This is a genomic window from Streptomyces sp. NBC_01428 (genome assembly GCF_036231965.1).
Taxonomy (GTDB): Bacteria; Actinomycetota; Actinomycetes; order Streptomycetales; family Streptomycetaceae; genus Streptomyces.
In genome coordinates, this window is the sequence record NZ_CP109499.1 from 8,009,336 (window position 1) to 8,028,499 (window position 19,164).

Annotated in this window: 19 protein-coding genes; 11 read left to right on the plus strand and 8 right to left on the minus strand. The window is 73.5% G+C overall.

The window, feature by feature from the left end; all coding sequences use genetic code 11:
- The first annotated feature begins 324 nt into the window (after window positions 1-324).
- Window positions 325-1,143 (plus strand): class I SAM-dependent methyltransferase, encoded by an 819-nt coding sequence (locus OG406_RS34910; RefSeq protein WP_329189651.1) that lies wholly within the window; start codon window positions 325-327, stop codon window positions 1,141-1,143.
- On the opposite strand, the gene OG406_RS34915 is transcribed toward OG406_RS34910, so the two are convergent.
- From OG406_RS34915 to OG406_RS34930, 4 genes are all read right to left on the minus strand, one after another.
- The gene (locus OG406_RS34915; RefSeq protein WP_329189653.1) at window positions 1,124-1,846 is read right to left on the minus strand and encodes a GntR family transcriptional regulator; all 723 of its coding nucleotides are present in this window, start codon (window positions 1,844-1,846) and stop codon (window positions 1,124-1,126) included. The genes OG406_RS34910 and OG406_RS34915 overlap by 20 nt on opposite strands.
- A gap of 111 nt (window positions 1,847-1,957) precedes the next feature.
- Window positions 1,958-3,157, minus strand: a complete 1,200-nt coding sequence (locus OG406_RS34920; RefSeq protein ID WP_329189655.1) for a serine hydrolase domain-containing protein — start codon at window positions 3,155-3,157, stop codon at window positions 1,958-1,960.
- A 136-nt stretch (window positions 3,158-3,293) separates the two neighbouring features.
- The gene (locus OG406_RS34925; RefSeq protein WP_164373415.1) at window positions 3,294-4,259 is read right to left on the minus strand and encodes an acetylxylan esterase; all 966 of its coding nucleotides are present in this window, start codon (window positions 4,257-4,259) and stop codon (window positions 3,294-3,296) included.
- A 133-nt stretch (window positions 4,260-4,392) separates the two neighbouring features.
- The gene (locus OG406_RS34930) at window positions 4,393-4,977 is read right to left on the minus strand and encodes an Rv1733c family protein (RefSeq protein WP_329189657.1); all 585 of its coding nucleotides are present in this window, start codon (window positions 4,975-4,977) and stop codon (window positions 4,393-4,395) included.
- 353 nt (window positions 4,978-5,330) lie between these two features.
- On the opposite strand from OG406_RS34930, the gene OG406_RS34935 reads away from it, so the two are divergent.
- From OG406_RS34935 to OG406_RS34945, 3 genes are all read left to right on the plus strand, one after another.
- Window positions 5,331-6,230: a universal stress protein gene (locus OG406_RS34935; protein WP_329189659.1), complete on the plus strand. Its 900-nt coding sequence runs from the start codon at window positions 5,331-5,333 to the stop codon at window positions 6,228-6,230.
- A gap of 228 nt (window positions 6,231-6,458) precedes the next feature.
- Complete coding sequence (locus OG406_RS34940) at window positions 6,459-7,379, plus strand: NADP-dependent oxidoreductase (protein ID WP_266854787.1); 921 nt, start codon at window positions 6,459-6,461, stop codon at window positions 7,377-7,379.
- Window positions 7,376-8,089, plus strand: a complete 714-nt coding sequence (locus tag OG406_RS34945) for a GNAT family N-acetyltransferase (RefSeq protein ID WP_266610895.1) — start codon at window positions 7,376-7,378, stop codon at window positions 8,087-8,089. Before OG406_RS34940 ends, OG406_RS34945 begins: the two co-directional genes overlap by 4 nt.
- Before the next feature lie 41 nt (window positions 8,090-8,130).
- Here OG406_RS34945 and OG406_RS34950 read toward each other — a convergent pair whose 3' ends face one another.
- On the minus strand, window positions 8,131-8,559 hold the full coding sequence (locus tag OG406_RS34950; protein WP_081223975.1) for a MarR family winged helix-turn-helix transcriptional regulator: 429 nt from the start codon (window positions 8,557-8,559) through the stop codon (window positions 8,131-8,133).
- Between the two features lie 222 nt (window positions 8,560-8,781).
- Between OG406_RS34950 and OG406_RS34955 the strand changes: the two genes are divergently transcribed.
- From OG406_RS34955 to OG406_RS34980, 6 genes are all read left to right on the plus strand, one after another.
- Window positions 8,782-9,861 carry a hypothetical protein gene (locus OG406_RS34955; RefSeq protein WP_267052510.1) on the plus strand — a complete coding sequence of 360 codons (1,080 nt, stop codon included), beginning with the start codon at window positions 8,782-8,784 and terminating at the stop codon, window positions 9,859-9,861.
- Window positions 9,862-10,052: 191 nt separating this feature from the next.
- Window positions 10,053-10,862, plus strand: a complete 810-nt coding sequence (locus tag OG406_RS34960) for a putative protein N(5)-glutamine methyltransferase (protein ID WP_267052421.1) — start codon at window positions 10,053-10,055, stop codon at window positions 10,860-10,862.
- A gap of 131 nt (window positions 10,863-10,993) precedes the next feature.
- Window positions 10,994-11,797: an alpha/beta fold hydrolase gene (locus tag OG406_RS34965; protein ID WP_267052422.1), complete on the plus strand. Its 804-nt coding sequence runs from the start codon at window positions 10,994-10,996 to the stop codon at window positions 11,795-11,797.
- A gap of 136 nt (window positions 11,798-11,933) precedes the next feature.
- On the plus strand, window positions 11,934-13,949 hold the full coding sequence (locus OG406_RS34970) for an NADPH-dependent 2,4-dienoyl-CoA reductase (protein ID WP_329189662.1): 2,016 nt from the start codon (window positions 11,934-11,936) through the stop codon (window positions 13,947-13,949).
- 137 nt (window positions 13,950-14,086) lie between these two features.
- A complete protein-coding gene (locus OG406_RS34975) occupies window positions 14,087-14,536 on the plus strand; it encodes a spore-associated protein (protein WP_164373433.1) in 450 nt (149 codons plus the stop codon).
- Between the two features lie 167 nt (window positions 14,537-14,703).
- A complete protein-coding gene (locus OG406_RS34980; protein ID WP_164373435.1) occupies window positions 14,704-15,246 on the plus strand; it encodes a PadR family transcriptional regulator in 543 nt (180 codons plus the stop codon).
- A gap of 92 nt (window positions 15,247-15,338) precedes the next feature.
- On the opposite strand, the gene OG406_RS34985 is transcribed toward OG406_RS34980, so the two are convergent.
- Complete coding sequence (locus tag OG406_RS34985) at window positions 15,339-15,884, minus strand: hypothetical protein (protein ID WP_164373437.1); 546 nt, start codon at window positions 15,882-15,884, stop codon at window positions 15,339-15,341.
- Between the two features lie 221 nt (window positions 15,885-16,105).
- On the minus strand, window positions 16,106-17,089 hold the full coding sequence (locus tag OG406_RS34990) for a fibronectin type III domain-containing protein (RefSeq protein ID WP_267052423.1): 984 nt from the start codon (window positions 17,087-17,089) through the stop codon (window positions 16,106-16,108).
- A 408-nt stretch (window positions 17,090-17,497) separates the two neighbouring features.
- Here OG406_RS34990 and OG406_RS34995 point away from each other — a divergent pair, with 408 nt between their 5' ends.
- Window positions 17,498-18,205, plus strand: a complete 708-nt coding sequence (locus OG406_RS34995) for a glycoside hydrolase family 75 protein (protein WP_329189667.1) — start codon at window positions 17,498-17,500, stop codon at window positions 18,203-18,205.
- Between the two features lie 114 nt (window positions 18,206-18,319).
- Here OG406_RS34995 and OG406_RS35000 read toward each other — a convergent pair whose 3' ends face one another.
- A complete protein-coding gene (locus OG406_RS35000) occupies window positions 18,320-19,084 on the minus strand; it encodes an SDR family NAD(P)-dependent oxidoreductase (protein WP_267052425.1) in 765 nt (254 codons plus the stop codon).
- Between the last annotated feature and the right edge of the window lie 80 nt (window positions 19,085-19,164).

The window sequence follows — 19,164 nt, forward strand, 5'->3', positions numbered from 1 at the left end:
CGGTGGGGTGAGGACACCTCGCGCGCTGTCGGCCGGGAGGTGTCGGCACCGACCACCCGACGCCCCAGGAGGACCCGATGACCACATCGCCGACCACCACCCCACCGACCGGACCGCGCCCCGACGGCCGGATCAGCCTCCGCGCGCGGTTCGCACGCCGCGACCGGCTTCGCGCCGGTGCCACCCTCCCGTCTGACCCGGCCGGGGAGCCGGGGCGCCCTGATCCCGGGGTCCCGGACGTCTGGCTCGCCGGACTGCGCCTCGGGGGCTGACCCTGTCCGACGAGCGCCGCGCCCCGGCCCCGGTGGCTCTATGCTCGGCGAGATGTTCTCCCCGCAAGGTCCCACCCTCCGTGAACTGACCGTGCAGGCCCTCTCGTCCGTCGAGCACGGCTACGACCTGCTGGCGCCCACGTTCGACCACACACCGTTCCGGACGCCGGACACGATCCTCGACGCGGTGGGGCGGGCGCTGGAACCGCTGGGGCCGTTCGCCGCGGGACTCGACCTGTGCTGCGGAACCGGGGCGGGCATGGAGGTCCTGCGGGAGCTGTGCCGTGACCGCGTGGCCGGCGTCGACATCAGCGCCGGGATGCTCACGGTCGGACGCCGACGGCTCGCCGCCGAGGCCCCTCCGTCCGGGGCGGCACCGGGCGCCGGTTCGCCCGCGGTCTCCTGGGTGCGCGGTGACGCCCGCGCCCTGCCCTTCGGGTCCGCGTTCGACCTGGTCGTGAGCTTCGGGGCGTTCGGACACTTCCTTCCGCACGAACTGCCGGACCTGTTCGCCGGGGTCCATACGGCGCTGCGCCCCGGCGGACGCTTCGCCTTCCCGGTCGCCGCGCCGCCGCGGATCGGCTCGCCCTGGTACTGGGCACTGCTCGGCTTCGACTCGGTGATGCGGGTGCGCAACGCCGTCCTGCGTCCCCCGTTCGTCATGTACTACCGGGAGTTCCGGCTCGCGGACGTGCGGCGCGAGCTGGCGCGGGCCGGGTTCCGGACGGAACTGCACGCGCTGCCCGAGTTCGGCCGCCGGAAGGACGGCGCCCCGCGGGCCCGGATGGTCGTGGCCACCCGGCCCGGCGCGACGGGTCCCCGGGGCGAGGGCCCCGGGAACCCGCGGTCCATCAGGCGGCCGGCAGCGTGAACTCGTAGACGAGGGCGTCCTGTTGGGCGTCCACGGTGAGGTCGGTGATCTCCAGCGGGCGGTCGTACTGGTCGTGCACCTGCCGGGTGACCCGGACGGACTGGGGGAGGCGGGTGATGGCGTCCCGGTGGTGCAGGGTCAGGCCCGCCTTGCGCATCCAGTCGTAGGCGCGCGACAGCTGGGCCGAGGCGTGGCCGTCCGCGCGGTCGCGGTAGCGGGCCAGCTCCTCGACCTCGGACACGGCGATCGCGGAGAAGGACGTGACGGCCGTCCGCAGCCCGCTGCCGTCCGGGGCGGCCGACTCGTAGCGGTGGACCAACGTGGCGCGCCGCGGGGCGAGTCCGAGGGCCTTGGCGTGCTCGGGCGGGGGAGCCTCCCAGGTCACCGAGGTCCGGCGGCGCGCGCAGGGCTGACCGGTGTGCGCTCCGACAGGGAAATCGAGGGACGGTACGGGTTCGGCGGGCCCCCCGGACAGGGTCGCGTGGCTGCCGCGCCGGTCGGTGGAGACCTGGCCGCTGCGCCGCAGCAACTGCAGGGCCTGCCGTACGGTCTCCCGGCTGACGCCGAACCGGTTGGCCAACTCCCGCTCCGCCGGGAGGCGTTCGCCGGGCGGAACGGACCCGTCGCGCAGCTCGCCGAGCAACTGCGTGGCGACGCGTGCGTAGAGCGGTTCGTGGTCGGACGTGTGGGTGGTGCGGGCCATGTCCGCGCCTCCTGTGTGGTGACTCGACGTAGCCGTACGGGCTCATTGCGCCACCACATCTAGCATTGGTCTAAACCACTTGGAAAGGGCGGCCGGAGACTTCGGCCGGTTTCAGTCCGCGTCGCCGGACCGCTCGGGAGACCCTCCGAGCGCGTTGTACAGCGCGTCGACAAGGGCGGACTTCCTTGGGTCGTCTGCGATGTGCGGGCCCATGCGGTTCATCACGTACCCCAGGGACACCCCCGCCTCCGGGTCGGCGAGCCCGCAGGAGCCCCCGAACCCGTCGTGTCCGAAAGCCCTCGGGTTCGGACCGTACGAGCCGTTGGCCCCGCTCAGCCACAGCCCGAGCCCCACCTCCGTCTCGTGCGCGAACCCGGCGCCCAGCACCAGGTCGACGCAGCCGCCCTGTCCCTCGCGCACCCGCTCGGCCGTCGCCGGGGTCAGCACCTGCCGGGAGCCGTGGGCGCCCTGTGACGCGAAGATCCCGTACAGCGCGGCGACCGCCCGGGCCGTGCCGTGGCCGTTGGCGGCCGGTATCTCGGCCGCCCGCCAGCGCGCGGTGTTCGCCTCGGCGGCGCCGACCGCCGGGTTGGTGAGGGCCGCCAGCGCAGCGGGCGCCAACTGGGAGAGAACCGCGGCCTGTTCACTGCCGGAGGCGGCCCGCGGATGCACCAGCTCCGCCGCTCGCCCGGCCTCCTTCTCGGGCAGCCCGATCGTGAAGTCGATCCCGAGCGGCCCCGTCACCTCCCGCTCCAGGAACGCGCCGGGCAGCAGCCCCGACACCCGCCGTACCACCTCGCCGACCAGGAACCCGAACGTCAGCGCGTGATAGCCGGACCGGGTCCCGGGCTCCCACCACGGTTCCTGCGCGGCGAGCCGCCCCACCGTCAGCTCCCAGTCGCAGAGCTGCGCGAACGAGTGCGGCTCGCGCAGCCCCGACAGCCCGGCCCGGTGCGACAGCAGATGCCGTACGAGGACGTCCTGCTTGCCCGCCGCCGCGAACTCCGGCCAGTACGCGGCCACCGGGGCGTCGAGGTCCAGGAGTCCCCGGTCGGCGAGGAGGTGGGCGCACAGCGCGGTCGGCCCCTTCGAGGTCGACCAGACGTTGACCAGCGTCTCCCGCTCCCACGCGCGGGTGCGGGCCGCGTCGGCCCAGCCGCCCCACAGGTCCACCACGGTCTCCCCGCCGAGCCTCACGGACACGGCGGCGCCCAGCTCGTCGCGGTCGCGGAAGTTCTCCTCGAACGCGGTCCGTACCGCCGAGAAGCGGGGATCGCAGTGGCCGTCGATCGGGGGGACCGGCTGGGGCATGAGTTCTCCGAGGGGTGTCCGCGGGTCAACCGGGAAGAGGTCAGGGCCCGTTGAACGTACCGACTGGTCGGACTGGAGGGAAGACGCGCGACGGACGGACGCCGCCCCGGCCGCGGCGTCCGTCCCCGCGCCCGGTTCAGATGTGTGCGGGGAGCCAGTCGAGCTGGGCCGCCTGCTGGTAGGGGCCGCCGCCCTCGTGGTCGTTGAAGTCGTACACCTCGATCCGCTTCTCGCCGGCCGCCCAGGAGTTGTACGCGGCGAAGACCGTCGACGGCGGGCAGGTCTGGTCCTCCAGGGCCACCGAGAACAGCGCGGGCGCCCGGCCGCGTGCGGCGAAGTGCACCCCGTCGAAGTACGACAGCGTGCGCAACACCTGCCCGGTGCGCCCGCGATGGGTCTTCAGGTAGTTGCCGATCTCCCGGTACGGCGAGCGGTCCGTGACCACCGTGGCCCGCGGGAAGTCGCACAGGAACGGCACGTCGGGCAGCACCGCGGCGAGGTCCGGCACGAGCCCCCCGGCCGCGATCGCGATGCCACCGCCCTGGCTGCCGCCGAGCGCCGCGACCCGCGCCCGGTCGACCAGCGGATGCGAACGGGCCGCCTCCACGGCCCGCACCGCGTCGGTGAACAGGCGGCGGTAGTAGTACGTCTCGGGGTCCTCGACCCCGCGTGTCATGAAGCCCGGGAAGGCGGGAGCACTGCCCACCGGGTCCGGAGTCCCGCCGCCGCCCCAGGCGCTGGCCTGGCCCCGGGTGTCCATCACGAAGTGCGCGTATCCGGCCGAGGCCCACAGCAGGTGGGTGTGCGCGAGCCCGCGCCCGCCGCCGTACCCGACGAACTCGACGACCGTCGGCAGCGGTGCGTCCGCCCGGGACGGCACGGTCAGCCAGCCCTTGACCGGATGCCCGCCGAACCCGGCGAACGTGACGTCGAAGGTCCGCACGGTCGTGAGCGGGGTCTCCACCGGCTCGAAACGCGCGGCGAGTTCGTGCTCCCTCGCCTCCTGGAGCGTCCTGGCCCAGAAGGCGTCGAAGTCCTCGGGCTCCACGGACGCGCTGCGGTAGGAGCGGAGTTCGTCGAGGGGGAGGTCGAACAAGGCCATCGAGGACCACCTTTCGCCGTACGGGGTGCGGGTGATCACACCGTACGTGCGGCCTCCAGGGCCCGCCACGGCTTCTCCCGGGAGGCGGCACTCCTGCCGGTCCTGCCCGGCTCGGGCCTCCGGGAGCCACAGGTCAGGCCGTGCGCCGCGTCCACCCGGGTTCGGTCAGTGCCCAGTCGCGCGCCCACTGGTCGAGCCGTCGGCGATCGACGGACCGGCGCACGCAGAGCCGGGTGACAAGGAGGGCGAGGACCGTACCCAGGGCGGTGAACAGGCCTACGGCCAGGGCACGTTGCCAGATCACGGACGTACTCGACGGCGCGCGCACGATCCGGCCCCGGGTGTCCGTCCAGACGTCGATGCGCGCACCGCCCCGCACGCCCGAGGGCACCCGCACGAGGTCCGTCCGCACCTGTCCGTCCGTCGCGGTCCAGCGGACCAGGGCGGGGAAGGAACGCTGGATGCCCCCCGGCGTCGCGGGCACCGCCGCCGGTGTGTCGTCCACGAGGACGGCCCGGACCCGGTGCAGCGTGGCGCGCTGCGCGGTCGCCTCGGCGTGGGCCACGTCGTACGTCCACCATCCCGCCGCCGCCCCGGCCAGCGGCGCGCCGACCAGCAGCAGGACGCCGACGACCAGCACGCACCATGCCTCGACGACGTCGGACCGGCGCCTCAGGGAGTTGCGCCGCCAGCGCCAGCCGAGCACCCGGGTTCGCATGTCCCCTCCTCACTGCCGTGCGCCGCCACGGACGCCGGCCGAACAGATCCCGCACCGCGCCGGAAGGCCTCTCCCGGCCTATCGCGCCCGGTGCCGGAAGTCCATCGCCGCGCCGATTTCCGGCGCCGTACGACTGATCCGCGCCCGCCGTGGAACCCGCATACCACTGCGTCGGCGAACAGGAGCCCCGATGACGTGACTCCGGCCGCCTCCGCCGAGACACCCGGTGCAACCCGGCTGCCCCGCCGTCGGCCGGATACACCTGCCCGTCGGCGGGCCGGGTCATGCGCCCAACTCCGGTGCGAGGGCCGCCGACCGGCCACCTCGAACGACGAGAGACGAGAGGCAGCAGAATGAACCCCGGCACCCGCACCATCACCGTGGGGATCGACGGATCGCGAGCCAGTCTGGACGCGGCCGACTGGGCGGCCCGCGAAGCCGGACGCCGCCGGCTCCCGCTGCGCCTGCTGCACGCGAGTCCACGGCCGCACGTGCCCGTGCGCGTCCCGGACGTCGACGTGCCGGCCGGCCGGACGAGGTCCCCGCTCGACCGCGCGGCCATCCAGCTCTCCTACGCCCACCCGGCGTTGGACATCGTCGCGCGGGGCGCCGAGAGGGCGGCCGTCCCCGCGCTCATCGAGGCGGCCGCCGTGTCGCAGACGCTCGTGCTCGGCTCCCGCGGCCACACCGACCACACGGGCGCCGCCGGCTTCCCGGCCGGCTCCGTCGCCCTGGCCGTCGCCGCGGGCGCCGAACGCCCGGTGGTCCTCGTGCCCGCGGGTGAACTCCCCGGGGACGAACGGGTTCCCGTCCCCGCGGGTGCCTCCCCGAGCGCCGCGGCCTACCGTCCCGTGGTCCTCGGCCTCGGCCTGGAGCGCCCCGCCGACCAGTTGATCGGCCACGCCTTCGACACCGCGGCCGTCCGCGGGGCTCCCCTGCACGTGGTGCACGCCTGGACGCCGCTCACGCGGGACGACGCCACGAGCGCCGGTCCGCCCGGTGACGCGCCCGACGAGGAGGACGCCCGGCGGCACACCCTGGCCGGCGTCCTGCGGCCGTGGCGCCGCCGGTTCCCGGACACGCCGGTCGCGGAGCAGGTCGTCCACGGACGCCCCGGCCACCACCTCCTGAGCGCCTGCGCCGGGGCCGGGCTGCTGGTGGTCGGCCACCGCGCGGGCAAGCGCCTGGGCCACGCCGTACAGACCCTGATCCACCACGTCACCTGCCCGGTCGTGATCGTTCCGCACGCCTGAAGCCCTCGCCGGCGCCCGCTCGGGACGTGAGCGGGCCCGCCGCCCCTCCTCGCGGCGCGTCCCGGCGGCGTGCTGATCATTGCGGCCGTATGAACTCTCCCGGCGGCCGGGAATAGCCGCGCCGCGATCATCCTTGCTGCTGAAGCCGACTCCGGTGGCCCGTACACCCACACCGGGTGAGCGGACCGCGGCGACCGGTGACGACAGCGAGGGAGAGTGAGGGAGCAGATGCCCAAGGCGTACGTCTTCACCCGCTACGGGGGCCCGGAGGCCGAGGCCCTGGTGGAGCGGGACCGGCCGAGCCCCGGACCCGGCGAGGTCCTCGTCGCGGTGCGCGCCGCCGGCGTGAACCCCGTCGACTGGAAGCAGCGCACCGGTCACCGCCGCCCCGGCGGCGAGCCGCGCCCGCTGCCCGCCGTCTTCGGCAACGAGGCCGCGGGAGTCGTCGTGGAGACCGGCGCCGGCGTGACCGGGTTCGCCGTCGGGGACGAGGTCTTCGGCAACCCGGTGGACGGCGGATACGCCGAGTACGCCCTGCTGCCCGTCGCCGTCACCGCCCGCAAGCCCGCCGGCCTGTCGTTCACGGACGCGGCGGCGCTGCCCGTCGCGGCGGCGACCGCGTACGACGGCATCCGTCAGCTCGGCCTTCCCGAGGGCGCCACCCTGCTGATCACCGGAGCGGGCGGTGGAGTGGGGGTGGCCGCTGTGCAGATCGCGCGGGACGCGGGGCTGCGTGTCGTCGGGGTCGCGAGCGCGGGCAAGAAGGACTTCGTCGAGTCGCTCGGCGCGGCGCACGTCCCGTCGGGGCCCGGCCTCGCGGAGCGGCTGCGCGCCGCGGAGCCGGACGGCGTGGACGGCGTGTTCGACCTCGTCGGGGGAGAGACGCTGGAAGAGGCGGCGTCCGTGCTGGACGACGTCACGAAACTGATCACCGGCGCCGACCGGGAGACGGTCGCGAAGTTGGGCGGCACCGGAGTCGAACGGGCGCGTACGGCGGCCGTGCTCGACGAGGTGGGCCGGCTCGCCGCCGACGGCACGTTGCGGCCCTTCGTCACCCGGACGTTCCCGCTCGACCGCGCCGGCGAGGCACTGCGCGCCGTCGAGGACGGGCACGCCCGCGGCAAGATCGTGATCGAGGTGGCCGCGTGAGCACGCACCCCCTCGACAACCCGGCGCTCGGCTCCCTCACCGGCCCGCACGCCCACTTCGCCGAACGGCGCGGCCGCGTCCTGCGGTACCCGGTGGACGTGTCGCCCTGGCTGGCCCTCCCGGACGAACCCGATGCCGACGACTGGGCGGACCTGGCGGCCCTGGTGGGCCCGGGAGGTGAGGCCCCCCTCGCCGGTTACGTCGGAGCGACGCCGGAGGGCTGGGAGGTGACGTTCAGCATCGAGGGCGTCCAGCTCGTCGACGACGGGCTCGCGGCGGCGCCGGACCCCGAGGCGGTGCTCCTCGGCCCCGCCGACGTCCCCGAGATGCTCGACCTGGTGGAGCGCACCCGGCCCGGCCCGTTCCTGCCCCGCACCGTCGAACTCGGCACCTACCTCGGCATTCGCCACGAGGGTGCCCTGGTCGCGATGGCGGGGGAGCGGCTGCATCCGCCGGGCTGGACCGAGATCAGCGCGGTCTGCACCGACCCCGCCCACCGGGGCAGGGGTCTGGCGGGGCGGCTGATCCTGGCCGTCGCGCACGGCATCCGCGAGCGCGGCGAGACGCCCTTCCTGCACACCGGCGCGGGCAACACCAACGCCATCCGGCTCTACGAGTCCCTGGGCTTCCGGCTCCGCCGTCCGACCCGGTTCCTGGCCGCACGCGTGCCCGAGCACCTGGACGACGGGCGGACCGTGGGCGTGGGGTGACCCTCGGCCTTTGAACCAGGACCGGCCGCGCGGCCGTCGGCTCAGCGGCCGGGCGGCCCGCCGGCCGGTCCGCCCGGTGCGGCCAGGTCCGTGCCCGTGGCGTTGTAACGCAGCAGATAGGCGGCGAAGCGGGCGAGGTCCTCCTCGGGCCAGCCCGTCAGCCGCTCCCGGAACGCGACCCGGCGGCTGCGGGTGACCTGCGCGAGGATCTCGGTGCCCGTGCCGGTCAGATGCAGCACCTGGACACGGTGGTCCTCGGGGTCCGTGCGCCGCTCGATGAGCCCGGCCCGCTCCAGCGCCGCCACCTGCCGGCTCACCGTCGACTTGTCGAGCGCGTAGTGCGCGGCGAGGTCGGTGGCCCGGCAGCCGCCGACCTCCTCCAGATGCCCGAGCAGGGTGTACGAGACCAGGGACAGCTCGGGGTGCATGCGGCCCGCCGAGGCGCGGGCCCGCCGGGCGAACACGGTCATCTCGCGCTGGATGGTCTCGACCGCCGCGTCGGCCGTCGTGCCGCCCGCCGCCGGGCCGTCCTGTGCCCCGCCGTCCGTCGTGGACGGCGTCCCGGTGGTGACAACGCTCTCATCGGAGGCTTCGGATGCCATCGCGGGACCTCCCTTCCCAGTCCTGGTTGTATAGTACAACTGGATAGAGAGTTGTATATGCCAACCAAAGGAGTGCGCGTGCTCACCGAACTGCGCTCACCGGCCCTGCGCCATGTGCTCACGCACCTGGTCACCCCGTTGCTGATGTGTCTCGGCATGGGGCTGGCCTACATGGGTGCGTTCGTGACGCCGGAGCCCCACCACCTTCCCGTCGCCGTGGTCGGCAGCGGGCCCGAGACCAAGGCCTTCGCGCAGACGGTCAAGGACCGGGCCGGCGACAAGCTCGACGTCCGCACCGTCACCGACCGCGACCGGGCCGTGGACCTCCTCAGGTCCCGTGACATCACGGGCGCGTACGTGCCGAGCGCCAAGGCGCCCGAACTGGTCGTCGCCACGGCCGCCTCCGACATGGGTGCCACCGCCGTCGAGCAGGTCTTCACGCCGGTCGCCGCGCAGCAGGGGCTGCCCCTGAAGGTCACCGACGTCGCCGCACCCGTCGACGACGACCCCACCGGGCAGGGCCTGTTCTTCCTGCTGATCGCGCTCAGCATCGGCTCCTACGCCTCCGTCGCCGCGCTCGGCGCCGCGGGCACCGGACTGGCCCTGCGCGTACGGGTGTTGCTCGCCGTCGGGGTCTCCGCCGTGGTGAGCGGCATCGGCGCGGCGCTCGCCGGTCCGGTCTTCCACCTCGCGCACCACGACCTCACCGCCGTCTGGGCGATGAGCTGGCTCTACTCCGCCGGCATCCTCTTCGTCGGCGTCGGACTCCACACCTTCCTCAAGCGGTGGACCACGCTCGCGATGATGGTGCTGTTCGTGATGCTCAACTTCACCAGCTCCGGCGGCCTGTTCCGGCCGGAGCTCCAGAACGGCTTCTTCGGCACCCTGCATTCCTTCTGGAACGGCGCCGGCTTCGTCGAGGGCGTGCGCAGTCTCCTCTACTTCGACGGCGACGGGCTCTCCGGCAACGTGGGGACGCTCGTGGGCTGGCTGTCGGCCGGCCTGGTGGTGACAGCCGTCGCCGGTGTCGTCGAGCGGTCGCGCGGCCGGCATGCCGCACAGGGCCCCGTCGTACCGGAGCGGACGCAGCGGCCGGAGCCGTCGGCGCCCCGCACGGCGGACAGCCAGGAGGAGGAGTTGGAGGAGCTGGAGGAGTCGGTCGGCGTCTGATCGTTCGCGTGCCGATCGCTCCTGTAAGGTGGCCGTCCCGGCCGCGGACCGTCGCCGCCGGACGAGTTGCCGAGGAGGTGAGACCCATTACCGCTGTGTCAGGTCGGGTGCTCTCCTCCGTGAGCGACCGGGTCACCGTCTCCAGGTGACCGCGAGAGCGCCCTTCGGTTCGTCGAAAGGCCCTCGGCTTCATGCCTCTGTCTCCTGATGGTCCCGGTTCCGCGCCCTCGTCCCACGCCACGGACTCCGTGGTCGCCGCTCTCCGCTCCGCCGGCTGTGTCTTCGCCGAGGACGAGGCGGAGCTGATTCTCACCACCGCCCGTACACCGGCCGAGGCCGTCGCGATGGTGGACCGCCGCGTTGCCGGACTTCCCCTCGAACACGTCCTCGGCTGGGCGGAGTTCCGCGGCCTGCGCATCACGCTCGAACCCGGTGTCTTCGTACCCCGCCGCCGCACCGAGTTCCTCGTCGAGCAGGCGGTGGCGCTCGCGCCCGGCGCCTCGGTCGTGGTGGACCTGTGCTGCGGTTCGGGTGCGGTCGGCGCCGCGCTGGCCGCGTCCCTCGACGAGCTCGAACTGCACGCCTCCGACATCGATCCGGCCGCCGTCCACTGCGCCCGCCGCAATGTCGCGCCGTTCGCCGGCCGGGTGCACGAGGGCGACCTGTTCTCGGCCCTGCCCGACACCCTGCGCGGGCGCGTCGACGTCCTGGCCGCCAACGTGCCGTACGTGCCCACCGACGAGGTGGGGCTGCTCCCGGCGGAGGCCCGGGACCACGAACCCCTGGTCGCGCTCGACGGAGGAGCGGACGGACTCGACCTCGTGCGCCGCGTCGCCGAGGGCGCGCCGCGCTGGCTCGCCCCTGGCGGGTGTCTCCTGGTCGAGACGAGTGAACGCCAGGCCGCCACCGCCGTGGAGGCCTTCGCCCGCGCCGGCCTGATCGCCCGGCTCGCCGTGTCGGAGGAGGGCTGGGCCCACGTCGTGATCGGTGTGAAGCCCTGACGGTCGAGCCTGAAGCCCTGACCGTCGGGGGAGCGGCGCGCGACATGCCGCGTTCGGACCCTGATCGGCCGTTCGGGCCGCCTCACGCGCCACACTCCCTCTGACCGTGGAGGCCAGAGGGAGGACCGGACATGAGCAGTGCCCCCGAGCGGTTCGACGCATGGGAGATCGAGGAGTCCGGGCCGGCCGACGCGCCCACCCGGGTGCTGCTGCTGGCCGGCGCGCTGTGCAGCGCCGCGTTCTACGACGACCTCATGGCCGCGCCTCCGCTCGCCTCCGCGCCGGTGCGGCTGCTGGCGGCGACCCTCCCCGGCCACGCGGGCACCACCCCGCCTGCGGACCTCTCGATGGAGAACTACGCGGCGCTGGCGGGCACCCTGGCCGCCGAGCGTGGCTGCGACGTCGTCGTCGGCCACAGCCTCGGTGCCAACATCGCCCTGGAGATGGCGGCCGGCGGGCACTTCGCCGGCCCCGTCGTCCTGCTGTCCCCGGCCTTCTCGGCGTCCGACGAGGACAAGGCGCTGGCGATCGCCGACACCCTCGGACGGGTTCCCGGCGTCGGTGCGCTGACCTGGTCGGGGCTCCTGAAACTGACGCCCCGTGCGATGGCCGGCCATCTGCCGGAGGAGCGCCGTGAGGCGCTCACCGCCGAGTTCGAGAGGAACGATCCCACCTTCTGCCGCAAGGCGGTCCGGCACTACTTCGCGTATCTCGACCGGCACGGCTCCCTCGTCGACCGGCTCCGTGACTCCGGGGTGCCCGCCTGGGTCGTGCGCGGCGACCACGACGACGTGGACCTCGCGCCGGCGGAGCGGGCCGGGCTCGAAGCCAGTCCCGCGGTGTCGCTCGTCGACGTCCCCGACGCCGGCCACCTGGTGATGATCGACCGGCCCGAGGTGGTCGCGGACCTCGTGGCCCGGGTCGCCCTGGGCTGAACGAACCGCCCGAAGCGCTCCCCGGCCAGGTCCCGACCGTCCGGCGGCCGAGTGACCCTCCTCATTGTGCAACTAGTTGCACAATGCGTGTCGCGTCGTCTACAACAGACGTACGACACCGCCCACGGAGGGGCCCATGAGCCGTTACCCGCACCTGCTGAACCCGCTCGACCTGGGCTTCACCACCCTGCCCAACCGCGTGCTCATGGGCTCCATGCATGTGGGCCTGGAGGAGGCCGAGCGCGGCTTCGAACGCATGGCGGAGTTCTACGCCGCCCGCGCGCGCGGAGGTGTCGGCCTGATCGTCACCGGCGGCATCGCCCCGAACGACGCGGGCCGGCCGTACGAGGGCGGCGCCAAGCTGACCACCGAGGCCGAGGCGGAGCAGCACGCCGGGATCACCGCCGCGGTGCACCGCGAGGGCGGGAAGATCGCGATGCAGATCCTGCACTTCGGGCGCTACGCCTACCACCAGGACCTGGTCGCCCCGAGCCCCCTCCAGGCCCCGATCAGCCCGTTCCCGCCGAACGAACTCAACGACGCGGACATCGAGCGGACCATCGACGACTACGCGCGCGCCGCCCGCCTCGCCCGCCGCGCGGGCTACGACGGCGTCGAGATCATGGGCTCCGAGGGCTACCTCATCAACGAGTTCATCGCGCTGCAGACCAACCGGCGCGAGGACCGCTGGGGCGGCTCGTACGAGAACCGGATGCGCTTCCCGGTCGAGATCGTCCGCCGCGTGCGCGAGGCCGTCGGCGACGACTTCATCATCATCTACCGTCTGTCGATGCTCGACCTTGTGCCCGGCGGTTCCACGCTCGACGAGGTCATCACCCTCGCCCGCGCCGTCGAGGCCGCCGGAGCGACGATCATCAACACCGGCGTCGGCTGGCACGAGGCCCGCATCCCCACCATCGCGACCTCGGTGCCGCGCGGCGCGTACGCCTGGGTGACCAAGAAGGTCATGGGTTCCGTCGGGATCCCCCTCGTCACCACCAACCGCATCAACACACCCGAGATCGCCGAGCAGTTGCTCGCCGACGGGCACGCCGACATGGTCTCGCTGGCCCGTCCGATGCTCGCGGACCCCGACTTCGTCGCCAAGGCCGAGGCGGGGCGCCCGGACGCCATCAACACCTGCATCGGGTGCAACCAGGCCTGCCTCGACCACACCTTCAGCGGCAAGATCACCTCCTGCCTGGTCAACCCGCGCGCCTGCCACGAGACGGAACTCGTCCTCGCGCCGACCCGGCTGCGCAAGCGCGTCGCCGTCGTCGGCGCCGGACCCGCCGGCCTCGCCTGCGCCGTCAGCGCCGCCGAACGCGGCCACGACGTCACCCTGTTCGACGCGGCGGCCGAGATCGGCGGTCAGCTCAACGTGGCCCGCAAGGTCCCCGGCAAGCAGGAGTTCGACGAGACGATCCGCTACTTCCGCACCCAGCTCGAACTGCACGGCGTGGACGTCCGGTTGAACACCCGGGCCACCGCCGACACCCTGGAGCCCTACGATGAGGTCGTCGTCGCCACCGGCGTCAGCCCGCGCACTCCCGAGATCCCGGGCGTCGATCACCCGAGCGTCGTCGGCTACCTCGACGTGCTGCGCGACGACGTCCACGTCGGCGACCGCGTCGCGATCCTCGGCGCCGGCGGCATCGGTTTCGACGTCGCCGAATACCTCACCGACAGCGGCGACAAGGCGAGCGAGGACCCGGCGACGTACTTCCGCAGCTGGGGCGTCGACATGGACTACCGGGCGGCCGGCGGCCTCACCGCCCCCGAGCGGCCCGCCCCGCCGCGCACCGTCCACCTCCTCCAGCGCAAGGCCACCAAGGTCGGGGCGGGACTCGGCAAGACCACCGGCTGGATCCACCGCACCGAACTGAAGCACCGGGGCGTCACCATGGTCCCGGGTGTCCGGTACGACCGGATCGACGACGCAGGACTGCACGTCACCGTCGACGGACACAGCCAGGTCCTGGAGGTCGACACCATCGTGCTGTGCACCGGGCAGGACCCGCGCCGCGACCTCTACGAGGAGCTGCGCGCCACCGGCCGGGGCGTGCACCTCATCGGTGGCGCCGACGTGGCCGCCGAACTGGACGCGAAGCGCGCCATCAAGCAGGGCACGGAACTGGCGGCGGCACTGTAGTCGCCCTCGCGTTCCGGGGCTCTTCCAGCAGACGGGGTTCCGTTCGCGCCTCTTTCGTGGAGACGCACAACTGTTTTGGAGTGCCACGGGTCACACCAGGCAGGAGCAAACGCCTCCAAAGATCACAAGGGGGAAATATGCGATTCAACCGTTCCGTCCTGGTGGCCGGTGCCTCGGCCGCGCTGCTGATGGGGGCCTCGACCGCACTGGCGGCGCCCGCCTCGGCCGCGCCCAACACCACACCGCAGAAGGTCTGTGGCAGCGCGTACAAGACGGTGAACTCGGCCGCCATCGGGTCCCAGGGCACCGTCTACCTGACGTACAACGCGTCCAACGGCAAGAACTGCGTCACGACCATCCGCAACAGCCCCGGCACCGCCGTGGACATGTCCGCGTGGGTCTACGTCTCCGACACGGGCGTGGGCGACGACGACTACGGGCAGTTCACGTCGTACGCCGGACCGACGTACGTGTACGGCAAGGGTCACTGCATCGACTGGGGCGGTCAGATCAAGAACGTGTACACCCAGATCTCCGGCTCCAACTGCGGCGCCTTCAAGGAGCAGCGCGTCACCTTCACGCGCTGACCCGCGGCTTCGCGCGGCCACCGCGGACATCCCGGTGGCCGCGCGGGGACGCCCGGACTCGCCCCGGCGGACTCACCGAGTTCCGCCGGGGCGAGTCCCTTGCGCGGTGTGCCGCGGCGCACGGCCGGCCGTCGGGCGGTGTCCCGGGCGCTCCCTAGGATGACCCCATGTCACTCCCGCACGCGATCCTCACCGCCCTGCTCGAGAAGCCCTCGTCGGGCCTCGGGCTGACCCGGCGGTTCGACAGGTCGATCGGCTACTTCTGGTCGGCGACGCACCAGCAGATCTATCGCGAGCTGGGAAAGCTGGAGGCGGAGGGCTACATCCGGGAGCTGCCCTCGGAACAGCCGGCCCGGGGCCAGAAGAAGAGCTACGAGGTCCTGCCCGCGGGCCGCGCCGAACTCGCCCGGTGGACGGCCGTCTCGCAGGACCCCAAACCGCTGCGCGACACCATGCTGCTGCGGCTGCGCGCCGCGGCCGTCGTCGGCACCGAGGGCGTCGAGGCGGACCTGCGCCGCCATCTCGCCCTGCACCGGACCCAGTTGGCCGAGTACGAGGAGATCCAGGAGCGGGACTTCCCGCCGGGAAAGGACACTCCCGAGGACCGGCTGCGCCACCTCGTCCTGCGCGCGGGCATCGACCTGGAGACCTTCTGGACCCAGTGGCTGACCCACGCGATCGAGGAGTTCGCCGAGCTGGACGGGGCCTGAGGCCCGCCGTCCGGGCGACGGCAGGCCCGGACGACCGCCGGCGACGTGAGCCGGCGGGGCGGTCGCCCGGTGCCGTGGACCTCGGAGTCCGGTCAGAGGCGGTGGGGCTTGGAGCGGCGGCGCAGGAACCAGGCCGCCGCCACCGTGCCGGTCACGACCAGGGCCGCGCCTCCGGCGACGGTGACCGTGCCGTAGTCCTTCACGGCACCGCCGAGACCGCCCATGACGCCGCGTGACGGCGAGGCCGAGGCGGTCGCCGAGATCGTGGGGGTCGAGGGGGCCGAGACGATGATGGACTGGGTGCCCGCCGTCGAGCCGTCCCCGCACACCACGATGACCGTGTACGTGCCGGCGCCCACGCCCGTCCAGGACGCGGACTGACTGGTGCTGGTGCCCGTGAGCGACATCTGCCGCCCCTGCGCGAAGTTGGCCTGTCCGCTGGAGAGCAGCGACGCGTTGCCGAAGCTGCTGCCGTTGCTCGGACAGGCGCTGGTGGTGACCGAGACCGAGGTACCGCTGGTGCTCACCGAGATCCCGGAACCCCATGCGACGGCCGCAGGAGCGGCCAGGGTGAGCGGAAGCGCAGCGGCGGCGGCCACGGTCAGGCCCGAACGGAGAAGTGTCTGAGTGGTACGCATAGGAACTGCCCTCCAGCGGCACGGTTGGCGGTACTTCCCATGCGCCGCCGAGGATCGGAAGGCCCGTGCTGCCTCAGGGAGAGCAAAAGCGCCCCGGGCCCGGCCCGCACGCGGGCGGGGACCGGGCAGGTGACGGATTCCATCGTCCGGCGGACCGCGGAGGGTGTTTCCGCCCCGGCCGCCCGGCGAAGATCCGCACCCGCCGGGGTGGTGCGCGGGTCTCAGCTCCCGGTCGTCACGGAGCGCTCCGCGGAGAAGCCGCCCCAGGTGCCGTCGGGCAGCTTCGCCCTGAGGCGGACCCGGTGGGCCGCGCCGGCCTCCCGGCCCACGTAGAAGCTGTAGGTGGCGGTGCCGTGGGGCGGGTTGCCACCCCAGACGAGCGAGGTCGCGGCGTGCCCGTCGAGATGGATCTGGTACTCGCTGATCACCCCGTCCACCGCGGGCGCGATCCAGGCCAGGTCGATGTAGTACGCCCCGTCCGCCCGGTGGGTCGTCGCGCGGAAGGCGCTCGGCGCCGTGCTCCTGCCGTCGTCGGAACCCGGCGCGGTGGTGAGCCGGACGGTCTCGCTCGCCGGCGAGGTGTTGTCCGCCGCGTCGCGGGCGCGCACGGTGAAGGCGTAGGCCGTGCCGGGCCGCAGTCCCGTGACCACGGTCGCCGTCTGCGCGCCGCCGACGCTGTGGATCTTCGACGTGCCCTGGTAGACGTCGTACGAGGCCACGCCGCCCTTGTCCGTCGACCGGGTCCACGACAGCTGGACCGCCCGGCTGCCGACCGCCTTGCCGTGCGGCCCGCCGGGGCGGGTGGGCGGCGTGCGGTCGGCCGCGACCGCGGCCGGGGTGGTGGCCCGCACCCGTTTGCTCGCCGGCCCGAGGGCCCCCGCGGCGTTCCGCGCCCGGACCGTGAAGACGTAGGCGGTGGACGGTTCGAGCCGGGTGACGTCCACCATGTGCTCCGAGCCGGGGACCTCGTCGACCACGGTGTTGCCGCGGTACACCGCGTAGTGGGTGACGGGCGGGTCCTCGGTGGCCAGGTTCCACATGACGTGCACGCTGGTCGCGCTGCCCGCCGCGGCGGTCACGCCGAGCGGCGCCGCGGGCAGCCGCTCGCCCTGCTCCGCCGACGGCGCGCCCCATCCGCAGGAGGAGAGCACGAACAGCGCGCCGCACACCAGCACGCGCAGGACGGTGGGGGGAACGCCTCGCACGGGGTCGCCTTCCCTCGACGGGATTGGTCTGTACCTATAAGACACGGCTGACGCGGCCACATCAAGAGGGGTGACGGGTCGATGGCCGGAGCGTGGCGGAGGTACGTATGCTGATCCTTGACGCGGCCTGAACTCGCCCCGCTATCAGGGGAGTTCCTGCCCACGGCGCGGACCCGCTGTCGTCGCTGATCCCGCGCCGGCGCGTGCGGTCGAGTGGCCGGAGCCCTCTGCGGCTCGGGCCCTCGGCCGTGCGGCTCCCGCCGGGAACCTGCCGCCACGCCCCTGATCCGCCACCTCGGATCCGAGGGCGCGCGTGCATCGTCCGGCCCCCCTCCGGTGGACGCACCGTCAGAGGCCCACCACATTGGGGCAGGTGACTCCGTGTCCCCCAGGAGAGGGTCTCCCATCGTGCGTGTCCAGTCGCTGACGCTGGCCGCGGCCGCCGCCGCCCTGCTCGCCTCCGCCCCGGCGGCGCTGCCCTCGGCCCCCGCGGCCGGCCCCTCCGGCAGCCGAGCCCCCGCGGTCCGGGAGGGCGCCGTCGGGGCCGCCGACCTGCTGGCGAAGACGCGCGACTGCGCCGCCGTCTCCAGGGGGCGCTACCGCACGGACGACGGCACCCCCGCCGAGATCCCGGTCTGCGGCACCGGGAGCGCCGTCTTCTGGAAGGCCGACATGGACATCGACTGCGACGGCAGGCCGGGCGGCCTGTGCAACGACCGCACCGACCCGCTCTTCTCCGACAGCACGGCCTTCCAGCAGTCCGACGGCCGCTACCTGAGCGCCGAGACCCTGCCCTACATCGTCGTCCCGGCGGCCAGCGGCATCTGGAACCACCGGGACCACGGCATCGGAGCCGGCTCGGTCGCCGCCGTGATCTACCGCGACCGCGTCCAGTACGCCGTCGTCGGCGACACCGGCCCGAGCGACATCATCGGTGAGGCCTCGTACGCGACGGCCAAGGCCCTCGGGATCCGCCCCGACCCGCGCGGTGGCGGCACCCCGTCCGGTGTCACCTACATCGTCTTCAAGAACTCCCGGGTCTCACCCATCGAGGACCACGCCGCGGCGGTGACGGCGGGGGAGCGGCTGGCCCGGACGTTCGTGAGCGGCGGCTGAGTTCACCAGTGCATCCCAACCGGCAGCTTGGTGAGAGGTGTTGATCCTCATGACGTCGCTCCTCGCGGCGATGGGCTCGTCGGTCGGTGGGCGGTGTCCGGGGCGGACGGGTCGTCAGACGGCGGCCCAGCCGTTGTCCACGGGGAGGATCACGCCGTTGATGTTGCTCGCGGCGTCCGAGGCCAGGAACACGATGGCGGCCGCCTGCTCCTCGGCCTCGGCGGCCCTGCCGACGTTGCCCATGTACGGGGCGAGGGCGGCCGGCCCGTGGGCGCCCGCCTCGACGTCCACGGTGATCGCGGTCCTGGTGCCGCCCGGGGCGACCGCGTTGGTGCGGATGCCCTGGTCCCGGTACATCACGGCCAGCGACTTGGTGAGCCCCACGACGCCGTGCTTCGAGGCGGTGTAAGCGGCTCCGGCGGCGCTCCCGCGCAGGCTCGCCTCGGAGGCGGTGTTCACGATGGCACCCCGGCCCGCGGCCAGCATGTGCGGCAGTACGGAGCGGGCCAGCAGGAAGGGGGCCGTCAGGTTGACCCGGATCACCCGCTCCCACTCCGCGTCGCTCACCTCGGCCACCGCCGACATGCGGTCCATGATCCCGGCGTTGTTCACCAGCACGTCGACGCCCCCGAACCGCTCCACCGCCGTGGCCGTCACGCGGTCGACGACGGCCTGTTCACTCAGGTCGCCCGTGACCGGCACGGCGGTGCCGCCCGCCGCCTCGATCTCCGCCACGACGGCCGCGGCACCCTCGGGGTTCAGATCGGCCACGACCACACGCGCCCCGTGGGCCGCGAACGCGAGCGCGGCGGCACGGCCGATGCCCGAGCCCGCGCCCGTGACGATGACGCTGCGGCCGTCCGGTCCCGTGGTGGTCATGACGTTCTCCCTGAGGTACGTACGAGGGTGCGGCGGAGGTGCCGCGCGGTAACAGTACGACTTAATGTCGCTGAATGACA